Source organism: Gluconobacter aidae (assembly GCF_009547075.1).
GTDB lineage: Bacteria > Pseudomonadota > Alphaproteobacteria > Acetobacterales > Acetobacteraceae > Gluconobacter > Gluconobacter aidae.
In genome coordinates, this window is the sequence record NZ_WIPH01000002.1 from 59,764 (window position 1) to 75,285 (window position 15,522).

Consider the following 15,522-nt stretch of genomic DNA (forward strand, 5'->3'; position numbering starts at 1 on the left):
GGAATGCCTCGGCCTTTTTTGATTCGTGGTTTCTTTGCCACGAAGTTGTGTGATATGCAGTCCCCACTCTTTGCAGACCCATTCCTGTCCTGTGTCGGGACAGCGTGAAATTCCGTTTCCTCACGCGAGCGGTTCCCGCCCTTTTGGAGAATGTTTCGCCCTCCTTCGCGGTGGGTCTGCACAATTCTGAGAAACAGGTCCGAGCACTCTCGTAGGGCCTGCCACGACGCATCGAATATGTATCCCGGCAATGAGGCCCGGATGGGTTCGTGATGCGTCCAGCGTTTGGAGAGCGTTATAATGTCCGAATCTTCCCCCCCCAAGCACGGGCTTGCGGAAGCCCTTGGGATACCCAGAGCCCTGTTCTGGGCATTTGTGGGACAGCTCCTGTTCATGGTCGGTGATGGCGTGGAGGCGGGGTATCTCGATACCTACATGCTTCATCACGGCCATACGCAGGGTTTCGTGAACGAAATGTTCACTTTCTACGGCATCACCGTGATGATTGCCGCCTGGTTCTCCGGGCCGCTGTCGGATCTCATGGGGCCAAAGAAAGTCATGTGGCTTGGTCTCATTCTGTGGGCCATTCTTGAAGTGGGCTTCCTGTCCCTGGGTCTTGGACCCAACAGCGGGCCGATGATCCTGCTTTTCTATACGCTTCGCGGCTTTGCCTATCCGCTCTTTGCGTATGGTTTTCTTGTCTGGATTGCCGCCGCCACGCCGACCGCCATGCTGGGTTCGGCGGCAGGCTGGTTCTGGTTTTCCTTCTCTGCCGGCCTGCCGACGCTTGGCTCGCAGTTCGCACGGTTTGCCATTCCCCAGATCGGCGAGCTTCGGACCTTCTGGTGCTCCCTCGGACTGGTGATCATTGGCGGTCTTGTCGCCCTGCTGTTTACGCATGAGCCGACCGGCAAGAAGCGCCTTCTGCCAGACCATGTGCCGACCAAGGACATTTTCTTCGGTTCCATGAGCATCATGTGGCGTGAACCCAAGACGCTGATTGCCGGTATCGTCCGTGTGATCGACACGTCTTCGGAATATGCCTTCCTGGCGATCATGCCGGCGTTCTTCGTCGACCATCTCGGGTTTTCCCTCGGGCAGTGGCTGAACCTGCTGTCGCTCATCTTCCTGAGCAACATTCTGTTCAATCTTGTCTCGGGTATGGTGGCGGACAGCCTTGGGCACCGCTTCGTTGTCGCCGTGTTCGGTGGGATTGGCGGGTTTATCGCAATTCCACTGTTCTATTATGTGCCGCTGTGGTTCCCCGGAAACTTCTGGGCCGTGGCCGCCGCAGGCATCTTCTATGGCGCGACCGTCGCAGCGTTCGTTCCGCTGTCCGGCCTGATGCCGCAGATCTGCCCGCGTGAAAAAGCTGCTGCCCTCTCCATTCTGGGGCTGGGGGCGGGGGCGTCCACCTGGGTTGGCCCGGCAGTTGTGGCTGGCTGTGAGGCCGTCTTTGGTCCGGGCATGCAGTATGTGATCTGGACCTTTGCCGTGATCTATCTGGCCTCTGCCGGCATGACGATGGCTCTGACCATCTCGCCGGAAGCACGTCGCTACAGCGAAGAAGCTGCGGCGCGGGGCGAGAGCGCTTCAGTGGTTGGGCACTGAGTTCAGGGCATTCCGTCATCGTCCTGACGCTGTAAAAGAAGGGGGCAGTCCGGGATCGGGCTGCCCCCTTCCGCGTTGGGAGGCAGTCACGTCAAGGAGAATAGCTATGGACGCCGATCTGGAACAGTATCTGGAGGCAGGAGTAGGGCGGTTGCAGGAGGATGCCGGCGTCTGTCCCTGGATGAACGGTCTTGATAAAAAAGTTTCCAGTGCGGCAAGAGAAACAGAGGCACTTGTCAGCGATTTGATGGTGGATCAGCCACTGTTCTGGTTGCTGACCTCGTTTTTCATCGGGATTTTGTTGGGAAAAGGTCTTTTTCGGAAAAGTTAAACTTCCGCAGGCGCGTCACGTTACGACATGACCACGAACTCTTGGGCGAGGAGCCTGCGTCATGCTGCATTATGCGATTGTTTTCTTTATCATTTCCATCATTGCCGGTGTTTTCGGCTTTTCCGGTATTTCGGCGGCAACGGCTGGGATCGCCAAGCTGTTCTTCATCATCTTCCTTGTTCTGGCAGTGCTGGCCATTCTCGCAGGGGTGGCGGGGCTGCACGCTCTCTGATCCCGGCAGACGGGGATATGAAAAGGGCGGGTGCCGTTGGCCCCGCCCTTTTTCTGTGCTTCAGTTTCCGTTCTTGTCCCTCTGAATGAAGGACGGAAGCAGCGGATTGTCCGTCTGGAGCGAATTTTTGCTGGGAAGCTGCTGCGTGGTCCAGCCACCGCCAAGATCCGTTATCAGCTTTACTTCGGCAAGGAACTGCTGCTGCCGCACGCTGAGCTGGGTTTCCTGATATTGCAGGGCGTTCTGCTCGGCCGTGATGACGGTCGTATAGATCTGCGTTCCGGCAAGATATTCGTTCATCGAAACCTGAACCGCGGCTTCGGCGGATTTTACGGCGGCGTTCTGCAGGGCCAGCTGCTGATCGAGATAATGCAGGCCCGACATCTGATCTTCGGTATCCTGAAGCGCAGCGAGAACGGTCTGGCGGTAGGTGGCAACGGCATTATCGTAGTCTGCTTCGGCACTGCGGACGGCCGCGGAACGCGAGCCCCCTTCGAAAATGGTTTCCGTAGCTGCTGCACCGAGGCTCCATGTCCGCGTTGCCGTCTGGATCAGCTGCTGGAGCGGATTGCCGCTATAGCCATAGGATGCGGAGAGGGTGACCTGCGGGAAGAAAGCGCCGATTTCGTAACCGATCTCCGCATTATAGGCTTCCATATTGCGTTCGGCCTGCGCCACATCCGGCCTGCGTTCCAGCAGCATGGAGGGTACGGCGACAGGTGCGGCCGGGATTGTTGCGGGGAGCGGCGAGGGGGGCAGCGTAAGCTCTGCCGGTGCGCGGCCTGTCAGCATGGCAATGGCATGTTCATACTCCGCGCGCGCGATATGAGCGTTTGCCAGATTGGCCTGCGTGGACTGCAACAGATAACGGGCCTGCAGAACGCTTGTCGGATCCGCAACGCCGGCATCAAGCTGGTTCTGGAGGATTTCCAGATTGTGGCGATACAGCTCCACATTGCGGGCATAGAGTGCGATCAGACTGTCCTGATAGCGCAGGTCGAAATAGTCCTGGGCCAGCTGCAGCTGATAGGACAGGCGCATATTCGCAACGAGCGCTGCATCTGCCTGCGTTGCGGCGACCTGTTCCTGGACCTGACGGCGGATCATGCCCCAGACGTCCACGGTCCAGCTTGCGGACGGCCCGGTCGTCCAGGTGTTCGTGGTGTAGGACTGCGTGGAGGTGTAGGTGAAGCCGCCACTCGTATTCTGGGCACTGCTGCCCTGCGCATACCGGTTGAAGCTGAACTTGCCGCTCAGGGTCGGGAAAAGCTGGGCACGGATCGAATCAATCGTCGCGGCAGCCTTGCGGTATTGCGCCTCGTATTCCTTCAGGCTCTGGTTGGATCTGGCGACACGTTCTTCAAGATCGTTCAGAACGGGGTCGTTAAAGACCGTCCACCAGTCACCCTTGGGCATTTTGGCAAGGTCCGGTGCGGCCATCTGCCAGCCTGGCGGTGGTGGGGCTTCCTTGAATTTCGCAGAGATGATGGCCTTCGGGCGATGATAGTTCGGCCCGACCATGCCGCCGATGCAGCCGCTCAGGAAAGGCAGGGTTGCTGCCCCCAGCAGGGTATTGCGCAGAGTAGACTTACGGAGGGCGGTCATCAGGACTGTGTTTCCCGGGATGAAAGATGGAAGAAGGAGGCGAGATGGGCCCGCAGACGGCCCATGGCGCGCCCGAACCGGTCGAGATACAGGAAAATGACGGGGGTGCTGTAGAGCGTCAGAAGCTGGCTGACCACCAGGCCGCCGAGGATGGCAATGCCCAGCGGGCGCCGCAGTTCACAGCCATATCCGTTGCCGATAATCAGGGGGACGGCGCCGAAAGCCGCGGCGAGGGAAGTCATGAGGATCGGACGAAAGCGCAAATGGCTCGCCTGACGGATGGCATCCATGGCGGACATCCCCTCACGCTGCGCCACCAGGGCGAAGTCGATCAGCATGATGGCGTTCTTCTTGACGATACCGATCAGCAGGATCACGCCGATCATCGCCATGAGGGAAAATTCCTCTCCACAGATCTGAAGGGCCAGGATGGCGCCCACACCCGCGGACGGCAGGGTTGAGAGGATCGTCAGGGGATGAATCAGGCTCTCATACAGAATGCCCAGCACGATATAGACGGCGGCGAGTGCGGCGAGGATCAGCAGGGCCTCGTTGCCGACTGACTTCTGGAAGGCTGCCGCGTTACCGGCAAACCCGCCATGAATATCCGCGGGGACATGCAGTTTGACCATGGCGGCCTGAACGGCATCGACAGCCGGCCCAAGTGAAACGCCCGGTGCAAGATTGAAGGAGATGGTCGTCGCAACGGACTGCCCGTCATGGCTGACGGTCAGGGCCGTGTTGGTGTTGCGCTGGCGCGAGACGACGGAAAGCGGCACCATCGTGGATGTGCTCGTGCTCACCGCAGAGCCGCTCGAGGCTGACTTGCCGCCGGCGAGGGCGTTGGCCACCGAGTTCTGATAGGAGATCTCGCTTTCGGACAGGGTGGTGGTTGTGGTTGTGGCCTTGACGCGGATGTTGTTGGATGCCGTTCCGCCTGCGGCTGTCCCGCCCGAAATGCTGACCCACATCTGATCCAGCATTGACGGATCCTGCCAGTAGCGGGGGGCCGCCTCCATGACGACGCGGTACTGGTTGAGATTGCCGTAGATGATGGACGCCGAGCGCTGGCCGAACGCATCATAGAGCGTGTTGGAAACCAGTTGCGGCGTGACGGAGTAGCGGGCTTCCGTATCGCGGTTGATCGCGATGTTGATGCCCTGTCCGCCCTGTTCAACATTCGAAGTGACATCCATGAGTTCTGGCAGATTCGAGAGCGCGGCCACGATCTTGGGCGTCCATTCGAACAGGTCTTCGGCGGAAGGGCCTTCCAGCGAATACTGGTAGGCGCCGTCACCGGAGCGCGCGCCCATCCGCACGCTGCCCGGCGCCATCAGGCGAAGTTGCGCGCCGGGCGTATGGGAAAATTTGCGTGTCAGGCGCTGGATGGTCGTGGCGAGATCGTCCGTGCGCTCGGATTTGGGCTTGAGGGCGACGAACATGTTGGCGGAGTTGGTCGAACGTCCGCCCACGCCACCCATGACGCCCACGACGTCCCGGTCGGATGCGACGGCTTTCATGGCCTGGACCGCGATTTTCTGGAGTGCCTGGAACGAGATCGACTGGTCGGCAACGACACGGCCCATGATCTGTCCCGTATCCTCGGACGGGAAAAAGCCCTTGGGCATCTTCACATACAGCACGCCTGCGAGAACCAGCGTGGCGGGGAGGGACATGGCGATCAGGAACTGGTGCCCTAGCGCCCAGTCCAGTGATTTTCCGTATCCTGTCGTCACGCCGCTGATCGTACGTTCCAGAAAACGTCCGATCCTTTTCCACAGACCCGGGCCACTGTCGTCCGTATGTGTCAGGAGCTGGGCGCTGATCATGGGCGTCAGCGTTAGGGACAGAAGCAGCGAGATGCACAGCGTGATGACCATGGTCATAGCGAATTCGTGGAACAGGCGTCCGGCGATGCCGCCTATCAGCATGATCGGTGCGAAGACGACGATCAGGGAAACGGTGATCGAGACGACGGTGAAGGCCACTTCCGTCGTGCCCCTGATAGCGGCTTCCTGCCGTTCGTAACCCATCTCCATGTAGCGGGCGATGTTTTCCAGAACGACGATGGCGTCATCGACCACGAAGCCGGTCGAGATCGTCAGGGCCATCAGTGACATGTTGTCGAGCTGATATCCCATCAGCGACATCGCGCCGAAGGTGCCAATGATCGAGACCGGAACCACGATGGCCGGAACCATGATGGCCGACAGGCTGCGCAGGAACAGCAGGACGACCGCCACCACGAGCACGACGGCGATGATGAGCGTCTGTTTCGTATCGTTCAGCGAGGCCCGGATCGTCTTGGAGCGATCGATCAGGATCGAGATATCGGTGTTGCCCGGTAGGGCGGACTGCAGGACAGGCAGGCGGCTGCGGATACCGTCGATCGTCTTGATGACGTTGGCCCCGCCTTGGGTGAACACGGTGCAGATGATGGCGGCCTGACCGTTTAGGTAGCCAGCCTGGCGGAGATCCTCGACGCTGTCATTGACCTCCGCAACGTCTGTGAGACGGACGGGCTGGCTGTTACGGTAGGCAATGATCAGGTCGCGGTATTCTTCGGCCTTCGTGGCCTGATCGTTGGTTGAGAGCATCATGCGCTCGCCATTGGCGTCCAGAAAGCCCTTGGGGGTATGCGCATTGGCGGATGCCAGGGCCGCGCGAAGATCTTCGAACCCGATTCCGTAACGGAAGAGCCGAAGTGGATTGATCTCTACACGTACGGCCGGCAGGGAGGCGCCCCGGATGTCCACATCGCCCACGCCTTCGATCTGGCTGAGCTGCGGGATCAGGATGTTGCTGGCAAAGTCGTAGAGTTCTTGCGGCGTCCGGGTGCCGGACGTCAGCGTCAGAGCAAGGACCGGAGGACCATTCGAATTGGCCTTCATGTAGGTCGGGTTGCTGCGCAGGGTCGTCGGCAGATCCTGCCGCGCGCCCTGTAATGCCGCTTCCACGTCACGCGCCGCGCCGTTGATGTCCCGTGACAGATCGAACTGCAGCGTGATGCGCGTCTGGTTGACTGTGGATTCCGACGTCATTTCGGTCACGCCGGAAATCGCGCCCAGATGCCGCTCCAGAGGCCCGGCGATCGTACTCGCGATTTCGGACGGAGAGCCGCCAGGCTGGTTCGCGGTCACCATGATGACCGGGAAATCCACGTTCGGCAGATCGGCGACCGGAAGGGCGAAATACCCCATGATGCCGCCGATCACGAGGGCCACGGCCATCAGCGTCGTGCCAACGGGCCTTAGAACGAAGAGGCGGACCAGATTCACGGAGCGCCTGTCTGGGGGTTGGAGGGCTGGTTGGGCGAAGGGGGGCTGCTGCGGCGGTGACGCTTGATGAAGGCACGGCTCCGCGTGCCGAGTTCATCCATGAACAGATAGATGACCGGTGTGGTGAACAGGGTCAGAAGCTGGGACATCATCAGACCGAAGACGATGGCCACACCCAGTGGACGGCGCAGTTCGGAGCCGACACCCGTGCCAAGCAGCAGGGGCAGGGCGCCGAACAGGGCGGCCAGCGTGGTCATCAGGATCGGACGGAAACGGAGCATGGCCGCGCGCTTGATGGACTCAAGGGGCGTATGACCTTCCAGACGTTCGGCTTCGAGCGCGAAGTCGATCATCATGATGGCGTTCTTCTTCACGATGCCGATCAGCAGCACGATGCCGATGATGCCCATGATGTCGAGATCCATCCCGAACAGATAGAGCCCGATCAGCGCACCAATAGCGGCCGAAGGCAGGGTGGAAAGGATCGTGATCGGATGGACGTAACTCTCATAGAGAATGCCCAGCACGATATAGACCGCGATCACGGCCGCCATGACCAGCCAGACCTCGTTGGACAACGACGAGCGGAAGGCCGCGGCCGTGCCCTGGAAGGCGGTCTGGAACTCGGGCGGCAGGCCGATCTGCTTTTCCACGCGCTCAATGGCGTTGGTTGCGGTGCCCAGCGAATAGCCATTGGCCACATTGAACGAGACGGTCGTGGCGGGGAACTGTCCGTAATGACTGATCAGCAGCGGGGAGAGCGCATGGGTGATCGTCGTCACCTGTGACAGCGGCACGAGGCCGGAGGTCGGCTGGCGTGTCGGACCCGACGTGCTGCCACCGGCTTCGGACGAGATGCCCGGCAGGTAGAGCTGGCTCAGGGAGGTCAGATCGGTCTGGAGCTTCGGATCAGCTTCAAGAATGACGCGGTACTGGTTGGACTGCGTGTAGATCGTGGTGATCTGGCGCTGGCCGTAGCTGTCATACAGAAGATTGTCGATCGTCTGCGGCGTGATGGAGTACCGCGCGCCGGTCGGACGGTCGAGCGAGAGCTGGGCGACCAGTCCCTCGGCCTGAAGATCGGACGTCACATCCGTCAGGGAGGGCTCCTTGCGCAGCGCATCCACGAATTTCGGCACCCAGGTCTTGAAGGTGTCGTAATCCGGGTTTTCCAGCATGAACTGGTACTGCGTGGCGGAAATCGAGGAATCCAGCGACAGGTCCTGGATCGGCTGGACATAGAGTTCGGCGCCGGTCACATGCTGCCCGACGGCGGACAGACGGCGCAGGATGGTCTGAAGATCGCTCGTCCGCTGTTCACGCGGCTTGAGGTTAATCAGGAACCGGCCGACATTCAGCGTCATGTTCTGGCCGTCGATGCCGACGAAGGACGAGATGCTGGCGACGTCGGGGTCCTTGAGGATCACGTTTCCAAGGGCTGCCTGACGCTCCTTCATGCCTTCGAAGGAAATGGCCTGCGACATCACGGAGATGCCCTGGATGACACCGGTATCCTGTGTCGGGAAGAAGCCTTTGGGAATGGTCCAGGCCAGAACACCCGTCAGGATGATCGTGCCGACCGTGACCAGAAGGGTCGTGACACGGAAGCGCAGCACCACGTCGAGCCAGCGGCCATAGCCTGCGATCAGCGCATTGATGCCGCGTTCGGTGCTGTTGGACAGGCGGCTCCAGAGCGTGTTCTTCGTGGACGGCGCGTGCGTATCGGAGAGCAGGCGCGCGCACATCATCGGCACCAGCGTCAGGGCGACGACGGCGGAAATGATGATGGTGATGGACAGCGTCATCGCGAATTCATGGAAGAGACGCCCGACGACGTCTTTCATGAACAGCAGCGGGATCAGTACGGCGATCAGCGAGACCGTCAGCGAGATGATGGTGAAGCCGATTTCGCCCGCGCCCTTGAGCGCAGCGGTATAGCGGTCCTCGCCCGCCTCGACGTAACGGGCGATGTTCTCGATCACCACGATGGCATCATCGACCACGAAGCCGGTTGCGATGGTCAGGGACATTAGCGAGAGGTTGTCGAGCGAAAAGCCCAGCAGGTACATCGCCGCCAGCGTGCCGATCAGCGACAGCGGAACGGAGAGGCTGGGAATGATCGTCGCCGGAACATTCCGCAGGAATACGAAGATCACGCCCACGACCAGCAGCATGGCCAGTGCGAGTTCGTATTCCACGTCATTGACCGAGGCGCGGATCGTCGTGGTCCGGTCAGTCAGAGGCGTGACGTCAATGCCGGGCGGCAGGTCGAGCTTGAGCTGCGGCAGGACGCGCAGCACGTTGTCCACGACGCCGATGACGTTCGCGCCGGGCTGGCGCTGCACGTTCAGAATCAGCGCGGGCGTGCGGTTGGCCCAGGCGGCGAGCTGCGCGTTTTCGGCACCTTCGACGACGGTCGCGATGTCGCGCACGCGGATCGGACCGTTGTTCTGATACGCGATCACCTGGTTCATGAGCTGTTCGACGGACTGGATCTGACCGTCGATGCGCAGGGAGGTGGAGCGCTTGGGGCCGTCGAACGTACCGGTCGGCGAATTGACGTTCACCGTGCTGATGATGGTGCGCAGCGTGTCGATCGCGATGCCGTAGGACGTCAGCTTCGGGATGTTGACCTGGATCCGGTACGCCTTGCGGTTGCCACCTGACAGGGTGACGAGGCCGACGCCGGAAATCTGGCTGATCTTCTGCTCAAGGCGCGTGTTGACGTAGTCCTCGACCTCCGGAAGCGGAAGCGTCTTCGACGTGATACCGAGCGTCAGGACGGGGGTGTCAGCCGGATTGACCTTCGCATAGATCGGGGGTGCGGGCAGATCACTGGGGAGCAGGGAGGTCGCGTTGTTGATCGCCGCCTGGACTTCCTGCTCGGCCACGTCCATCGACATGTCGAGCCCGAAGCGCAGGGTCACGACCGAGGCCCCCCCCGAGGACTGGGACGTCATCTGGTCCAGACCCGCCATCTGGCCAAGCTGGGTTTCCAGAGGGGCGGTGACGGACGTGCTCATCACGTCCGGCCCGGCGCCCGGATAGAACGTCGAGACCGTGATCGTCGGGTATTCGACCTGCGGCAGGGCTGACACGGCCAGGAAGTGATAGCCGAGCAGACCGCTCAGCAGGATGGCGAACATCAGGAGGCTGGTGGCAACCGGGCGCTCGATGAACAGGCGGGACGGATTCACGGTCTTGCTGTTCCCTAATCTTGCTGTTCTGGTCTTGCGGTTCTGGGGGCGATCAGTGGTTGCCGGTATCGGCGGGCGAGGATGGATCGTTGGTTCTCTGCGGTGCGTCGGAACTCTGCTGGCCGTTGCGGTGACGGCGGTGCTGACCGGCGGTCTGCTGCTCGGCTTCCGAGGTCTGCTTCGCTGCCGAAGACGTATCGGGGATCGAGACTTTCTGACCCGGACGCAGATGGCTGACCCCGTCGGTCACGACGCGGTCGCCTTCGCTCAGACCTTTCTGGATTACCGCGTTCGTGCTGTCGGTGGCACCCACGGTGACGGGAACGGTTTCCACGGTCATGTCGGATTTGACGCGGTAGACGAAACGTCCGTCCGGACCGGTCTGAAGCGCATTGCCGGGGATGAGCAGGGCATTATGCAATGTCGTGACCAGCAGGTGGGGGTTGACGAACTGGTTTGGGAAGAGGCGTTCATCCTCGTTCGGGAAAATGCCACGCATCCGGACCGTTCCGGTCGAGGTGTCGATCTGGCTGTCGAGGGCCTTCACCGTGCCGGTAGCGATTTTCTGGGTGTTATCGCTGTTCCAGGCTTCGACCTTCAGCTCGCCGGATTCACGCAGATGGGTCGCGACTTCGTCAAGCTGGTTTTGCGGAACCGTGAAAATCACGGAGATGGGCTGCATCTGCGTCAGGATCGTCAAGCCGCCGGACTGGCCCGCGGTAACATAGTTGCCCATGTCAAGCACGCGGATACCGACACGGCCGTCGACCGGCGCGATGATGTGGCAATACATCACGTTCAGCTCGGCGTTGCGGACATTGGCGCGATCGTATTCAACCTGTCCTTCGAGTTGTTGTACCGTGAATTCCTGATCACGGGCCGTCATCGCCGAAGTCGAGTTCTGCTTGATCAGGCGCTGGTAACGGGCATTGTCCACGCGGGCCTTTTCAAGCTGCGCAATATCGGCCGCAAGCGTGCCACGATACTGCGCGAGCGTGGCCTCGTAAGGGCGGGGATCGATCAGTTCGAGCTCGTCACCCTTATGGACGTGCTGGCCTTCCTGGTAATAGACGGCGGCGATATGGCCGTTGACGCGCGGTGTGATCGTCACGTTGGTGATCGGGACGACCGTGCCGATTTCCTGGAAAATGACGGGCATGTCGCCGATATGGGCGGTTGCGACGGCGACGGGCTGCACGCTTCCGTCAGCGGCTGTCCCGCGCGCATGCTTGTGTGTTGCGCCATGGGGGCGGAAAACTGCGAACAGGATCAGAAAAGCGACCAGAAGAACAATTCCCCAGAGGATCCAGCGCCGACGGGAACGTACGGGTGGGGGGGATGGCTGGGCTGTGTTGTTCGTAAGGCGGTCGTTTGAGTCGGCCGTCTGCTGATCCATGGTGGTTCTGTCTTTCCTGTATACCAGAGCACTGGGCTCTCAGGCGGCGATGCTGTGTGTTTCCATACCTATAAGGCAGGAGGCCAGCGCCTGCCATGACGCGACCTTAAATCCTGTTCAGTTTTGGCAATGAAAATCAAAAAGAATGTAAATGATACGCTTCGTTACCTTTTCGCGGGGCTTGTCTCTTCTGCGCTCAGGGATCATATCGGACTGGAACCGGATGCTCCCGTCATGCGTTTCAATGCAGGCATAGGTTTATCCGGACATGAGGAGAACAAGATGGCTGATACAACTGAGACGAAGGCCGAGGGCCTCCTGGACGAAGCCAAGGGCAAGATCAAGGACGGTTTCGGTGGACTGACGGGCGATGCGAAGCTCCAGGCCGAAGGCAAGTTCGACCAGCTTTCCGGCATGGCGCAGCAGGATTTCGCCGATCTGTACGACGAAGGTGAAACAAAGCTCGAAGCCGCGACGGCATTCGTTCAGGATCGCCCCCTGATTTCGCTGGTGATCGCGACGGTCGTAGGCATGATCGTGGGCGGACTGATGTTCGGTCGCAAAAGCTCCTGAGGGGGCAAGAGGCGCTTCGACCACAGCGATGTCTTTGTGCTAGAAGCCTCCCGGAGTAATCCGGGAGGCTTTTTGCATGGAATGGTTTTACGAGAATAACGGGCAGCAGGCCGGTCCCGTCTCCCGTGAAGAAATTCTGCGTCTGATCATGCAGCAGCGCATCAGACCTGAGACGCTTGTCTGGACGTCGGAATTCGGAGACGTCTGGAAGCCGGCCAGCGCCGCGGGGCTGGTGTCTCCACTTACGGGGCTGCTGCGCATGTCGGCAGGGATCTCGGAGCACTGGGCCTGGGTTCTGCTGGTCGGACCATGGCTGATCCAGCGTCTGGCGCTTCTCGTCCTGGACTGGCGACAGATCCCTGACAGCGAGCGGATGGGGACTTTCTCCATCGTTGGAATGATGTCGCTGGTCCTGTTCTTTACGGCTTTCATGCTGGACCGGAACTCCATCCGTGAAAGTGGACAGACGCCGCCGGGCTTCTGGTGGTGGCTGTTCCTGCCCGGATATTTCTGGAGACGGCGGCAGATTGTCGGGCGTGGGCTGTCGCTCCTGATCGTCAGTCTCGTGCTGCTGGCGGCCAACGTGACGGAAAAAATCTATCAGCTGCCACAGATCGAAGCCGAGCTTCAGACCCGACAGGGACAGCTGAATCAGCTTGCTCCCTCGATCCCGCCAGCCTCGGGTCAGGACAACGAACAGGAAGAACTCTGACGGCGGTGGGAAAGAGTCTTTCCCACCACACTTGACAGATTAAACTTAAAGAATGTGCATTTTGGGGCTTCCCTTTCGAGTCGCCATGATTCAAAACCGATTCGGTCACCTGATTTCGGGGTGTCTGTCGGGGAGAATGCTCAGAAATGCCGGATTACGCCCTGGAAGCTGCCCATGGGGGGCTGGTCGTCGGGATCGACGAAGTCGGGCGTGGTCCTCTGGCAGGGCCGGTGGTGGCTTCTGCCGTAGCATTCACGGCTCCGCCGTCAGAGACCCTGTCCTCCCTTCTCGATGATTCCAAGAAACTGACGGCCCGTCGCCGGATGCTGGCCTATGAGGCCCTGATGGCTGATGGGCAGGCCCTGATTGGCATCGGAGCCGCCTCTGTTGCGGAAATCGAGCGGATCAACATCGCCCAGGCCTGTTATCTCGCCATGCGGCGCGCTCTGTCCCGTCTGGGACGCACTCCCGATCTGGCGCTTGTGGACGGCAAACACGCCCCGAAGCTGCCATGCCCCATAAAAATGGTGATCGGCGGGGACGGGATCAGCCTGTCCATCGCCGCGGCCTCCATCATCGCGAAAGTGACACGGGACCGCCTGATGGCGCGTCTGGCCGTGCGGCATGATGCTTATGGATGGGAGCGCAACGCTGGCTATGGCACGGCTGCGCATATGCAGGGTCTGAAGCTCCGGGGGGTGACGCCCCATCACAGGCGCGGGTTCGCGCCAATACGAAACATGATTGAAGCAGAGGCGCACGCAGCATGAGCGGTGAATTCCCCGTCGACCAGATCCTGCGTGGAGAATGCATCGAGACGATGAAGACGCTGCCCGATGGGAGCGTGGACTGCATTTTCGCCGACCCACCGTACAACCTTCAGCTACGAGGCGAACTGCGTCGTCCGGACGAGACCGTCGTTGACGGCGTGGACGATGACTGGGACAAGTTCGCGGATTACGCGACCTACGACAACTTTACACGCGAATGGCTGAGTGAAGCGCGCCGCATCCTGCACAAGGATGGTACGATCTGGGTGATCGGGTCGTATCACAACGTCTTCCGGCTGGGTGCGATCATGCAGGATCTGGGCTTCTGGATCCTGAACGACATCGTCTGGCGCAAGTCCAACCCGATGCCGAATTTTCGCGGACGTCGCTTTACCAACGCGCATGAGACGCTGATCTGGGCGGCTCGCGGGCCGCAGAGCAAGTATCGCTTCAACTATCAGGCCATGAAGGCCCTGAATGATGACCTTCAGATGCGTTCGGACTGGTACCTGCCTCTGTGCACGGGAAATGAGCGCCTGAAAAACGAACATGGTCTGAAACTGCATCCGACGCAGAAGCCGGAAAGTCTGCTTCATCGCGTGCTGGTGGCCTCGACCAATGCCAATGACGTGGTGCTCGACCCATTCTGTGGAAGCGGCACGACGCCGGCGATGGCGAAGCGTCTTGGGCGTCATTACATCGCCATCGAACGCCACCCGGACTACGTCAAGGCCGCCCGGGAGCGCGTGGCGGGTGAAGAGCGCCTGACCTCCGAGCAGCTTGCGACGACGCCTGCCAAGCGCGAAATGCCGCGCATTCCGTTCGGCAGTTTCGTGGAAACCGGTGCCCTTCCGGCCGGGACGCTGCTGTATGATCGGCAGAAGCGGCTGAAAGCAACCGTCACGCCCGATGGTACGCTCGTGTCGGGCAATCAGCGTGGCTCGATCCACAAGCTGGGGGCGGTGCTGACCAATGCACCGTCCTGCAATGGCTGGACGTTCTGGTATTTCGAACGGGACGGCCAGTACGTTCAGATCGATGTGCTGCGTCAGGAAAGCCAGGCGCTCCGCAACGTCGGCTGACGTCCGGGGCAGTGTCATAAAAAAAGCCGGAGACTGTTCTCCGGCTTTTTTCGTGTCTGGTGCAGAAATATCAGTGGCCTGCAAAACCAAGAAAGCCAACTGACGGGTCCGGTTTTCCGCCGCTCGTATCGAAATGCGGGGACGCTGCGACGAGAGAGCGTTTCGGGGTAACGGATTTGCCGCCGATCGTGAGATGGCCGCTGCCATTCTTCATCTCGACCCCCTCGTCGGAGACGCTGTTCTCGATTTTGCCATCCGGGTTGTAGGTCCGCATCGACAGGAGCAGGAACATGATGTCCTTGCGGTTCAGATCGATGGCCATGTCCAGCGGCGTCTGGTCCAGAACATTGTGGCTGCCCATATCGGCGCCGCGGTTGAGCGCTTCTTTCGCAGCGTTGAGGGAGCCACGGTTGATGGCATCGAACAGGGCGGTGGTCGGGTTCACGTCCGCTCGGGCATGACCGGCATCGTCATCGGATGCTTCTGCTCCGGGCAGGGCGGAAGGCGGCGCGGCGCGCTTGGCGGCCTTGCGGGCCTCGGCCTTCTTCTGGGCGGCTTCGGCTTCCTGTTCAGCCTCGGCGTCGTCGGCATCCTGAGCCTGGGCGTGATGCCAGGGTACGAGAAACGTCGGCGTCATTGCCAGAGCGGCAATGAGCAGCAGGCGGGGCAGGGTGGGGAGCAGTCGCATGATGCCAATATACTGTGATCGATCGTCCTGTGCGAGTCTGCAGATGC

12 protein-coding genes are annotated in these 15,522 nt (G+C 60.6%); 7 read left to right on the forward strand and 5 right to left on the reverse strand.

The genetic code is table 11. The features are described 5' to 3' along the window. Positions 1–300: 300 nt before the first annotated feature. The 3 genes from GFJ39_RS01515 to GFJ39_RS01525 all read left to right on the forward strand — a co-directional run bounded on the left by GFJ39_RS01515 (position 301) and on the right by GFJ39_RS01525 (position 2,174). A complete protein-coding gene (locus GFJ39_RS01515; RefSeq protein WP_153429233.1) occupies positions 301–1,611 on the forward strand; it encodes an MFS transporter in 1,311 nt (436 codons plus the stop codon). A gap of 106 nt (positions 1,612–1,717) precedes the next feature. Beyond that, complete coding sequence (locus GFJ39_RS01520) at positions 1,718–1,942, forward strand: hypothetical protein (RefSeq protein WP_153429234.1); 225 nt, start codon at positions 1,718–1,720, stop codon at positions 1,940–1,942. 61 nt (positions 1,943–2,003) lie between these two features. Further along, the gene (locus GFJ39_RS01525) at positions 2,004–2,174 is read left to right on the forward strand and encodes a DUF1328 domain-containing protein (protein ID WP_007282750.1); all 171 of its coding nucleotides are present in this window, start codon (positions 2,004–2,006) and stop codon (positions 2,172–2,174) included. Between the two features lie 60 nt (positions 2,175–2,234). Here GFJ39_RS01525 and GFJ39_RS01530 read toward each other — a convergent pair whose 3' ends face one another. Genes GFJ39_RS01530 through GFJ39_RS01545 form a run of 4 tightly spaced genes read right to left on the reverse strand, consistent with a single transcriptional unit; the run spans position 2,235 to position 11,650 of the window. Next, the gene (locus GFJ39_RS01530) at positions 2,235–3,779 is read right to left on the reverse strand and encodes an efflux transporter outer membrane subunit (RefSeq protein WP_153429235.1); all 1,545 of its coding nucleotides are present in this window, start codon (positions 3,777–3,779) and stop codon (positions 2,235–2,237) included. Continuing rightward, positions 3,779–7,057, reverse strand: coding sequence for an efflux RND transporter permease subunit (locus GFJ39_RS01535; RefSeq protein ID WP_325062777.1), 3,279 nt, complete (start codon positions 7,055–7,057; stop codon positions 3,779–3,781). Before GFJ39_RS01535 ends, GFJ39_RS01530 begins: the two co-directional genes overlap by 1 nt. Then, complete coding sequence (locus GFJ39_RS01540) at positions 7,054–10,254, reverse strand: efflux RND transporter permease subunit (RefSeq protein WP_325062778.1); 3,201 nt, start codon at positions 10,252–10,254, stop codon at positions 7,054–7,056. The genes GFJ39_RS01535 and GFJ39_RS01540 overlap by 4 nt, the downstream gene beginning before the upstream one ends. A gap of 52 nt (positions 10,255–10,306) precedes the next feature. Next, complete coding sequence (locus GFJ39_RS01545; protein ID WP_153429236.1) at positions 10,307–11,650, reverse strand: efflux RND transporter periplasmic adaptor subunit; 1,344 nt, start codon at positions 11,648–11,650, stop codon at positions 10,307–10,309. A gap of 282 nt (positions 11,651–11,932) precedes the next feature. Here GFJ39_RS01545 and GFJ39_RS01550 point away from each other — a divergent pair, with 282 nt between their 5' ends. The 4 genes from GFJ39_RS01550 (at position 11,933) to GFJ39_RS01565 (ending at position 14,787) form a co-directional block, all read left to right on the forward strand. After that, on the forward strand, positions 11,933–12,223 hold the full coding sequence (locus tag GFJ39_RS01550) for a CsbD family protein (protein WP_153429237.1): 291 nt from the start codon (positions 11,933–11,935) through the stop codon (positions 12,221–12,223). A 76-nt stretch (positions 12,224–12,299) separates the two neighbouring features. Beyond that, positions 12,300–12,935 (forward strand): DUF4339 domain-containing protein, encoded by a 636-nt coding sequence (locus GFJ39_RS01555; RefSeq protein ID WP_153429238.1) that lies wholly within the window; start codon positions 12,300–12,302, stop codon positions 12,933–12,935. 146 nt (positions 12,936–13,081) lie between these two features. After that, positions 13,082–13,705: a ribonuclease HII gene (locus GFJ39_RS01560; RefSeq protein ID WP_153429239.1), complete on the forward strand. Its 624-nt coding sequence runs from the start codon at positions 13,082–13,084 to the stop codon at positions 13,703–13,705. Next, positions 13,702–14,787, forward strand: a complete 1,086-nt coding sequence (locus GFJ39_RS01565; RefSeq protein WP_153429240.1) for a site-specific DNA-methyltransferase — start codon at positions 13,702–13,704, stop codon at positions 14,785–14,787. Before GFJ39_RS01560 ends, GFJ39_RS01565 begins: the two co-directional genes overlap by 4 nt. Before the next feature lie 70 nt (positions 14,788–14,857). Here the strand turns inward: GFJ39_RS01565 and GFJ39_RS01570 are convergent, their stop codons facing one another. Beyond that, positions 14,858–15,475 (reverse strand): ankyrin repeat domain-containing protein, encoded by a 618-nt coding sequence (locus GFJ39_RS01570; protein ID WP_153429241.1) that lies wholly within the window; start codon positions 15,473–15,475, stop codon positions 14,858–14,860. Between the last annotated feature and the right edge of the window lie 47 nt (positions 15,476–15,522).

Bases quoted from the DNA above. Each gene is read 5' to 3' on its own strand.
- GFJ39_RS01515 (WP_153429233.1), top strand. From the start codon at position 301: ATGTCCGAATCTTCCCCCCCCAAGCACGGGCTTGCGGAAGCCCTTGGG.
- GFJ39_RS01520 (WP_153429234.1), top strand. From the start codon at position 1,718: ATGGACGCCGATCTGGAACAGTATCTGGAGGCAGGAGTAGGGCGGTTG.
- GFJ39_RS01525 (WP_007282750.1), top strand. From the start codon at position 2,004: ATGCTGCATTATGCGATTGTTTTCTTTATCATTTCCATCATTGCCGGT.
- GFJ39_RS01530 (WP_153429235.1), bottom strand. From the start codon at position 3,779: ATGACCGCCCTCCGTAAGTCTACTCTGCGCAATACCCTGCTGGGGGCA.
- GFJ39_RS01545 (WP_153429236.1), bottom strand. From the start codon at position 11,650: ATGGATCAGCAGACGGCCGACTCAAACGACCGCCTTACGAACAACACA.
- GFJ39_RS01550 (WP_153429237.1), top strand. From the start codon at position 11,933: ATGGCTGATACAACTGAGACGAAGGCCGAGGGCCTCCTGGACGAAGCC.
- GFJ39_RS01555 (WP_153429238.1), top strand. From the start codon at position 12,300: ATGGAATGGTTTTACGAGAATAACGGGCAGCAGGCCGGTCCCGTCTCC.
- GFJ39_RS01560 (WP_153429239.1), top strand. From the start codon at position 13,082: ATGCCGGATTACGCCCTGGAAGCTGCCCATGGGGGGCTGGTCGTCGGG.
- GFJ39_RS01565 (WP_153429240.1), top strand. From the start codon at position 13,702: ATGAGCGGTGAATTCCCCGTCGACCAGATCCTGCGTGGAGAATGCATC.
- GFJ39_RS01570 (WP_153429241.1), bottom strand. From the start codon at position 15,475: ATGCGACTGCTCCCCACCCTGCCCCGCCTGCTGCTCATTGCCGCTCTG.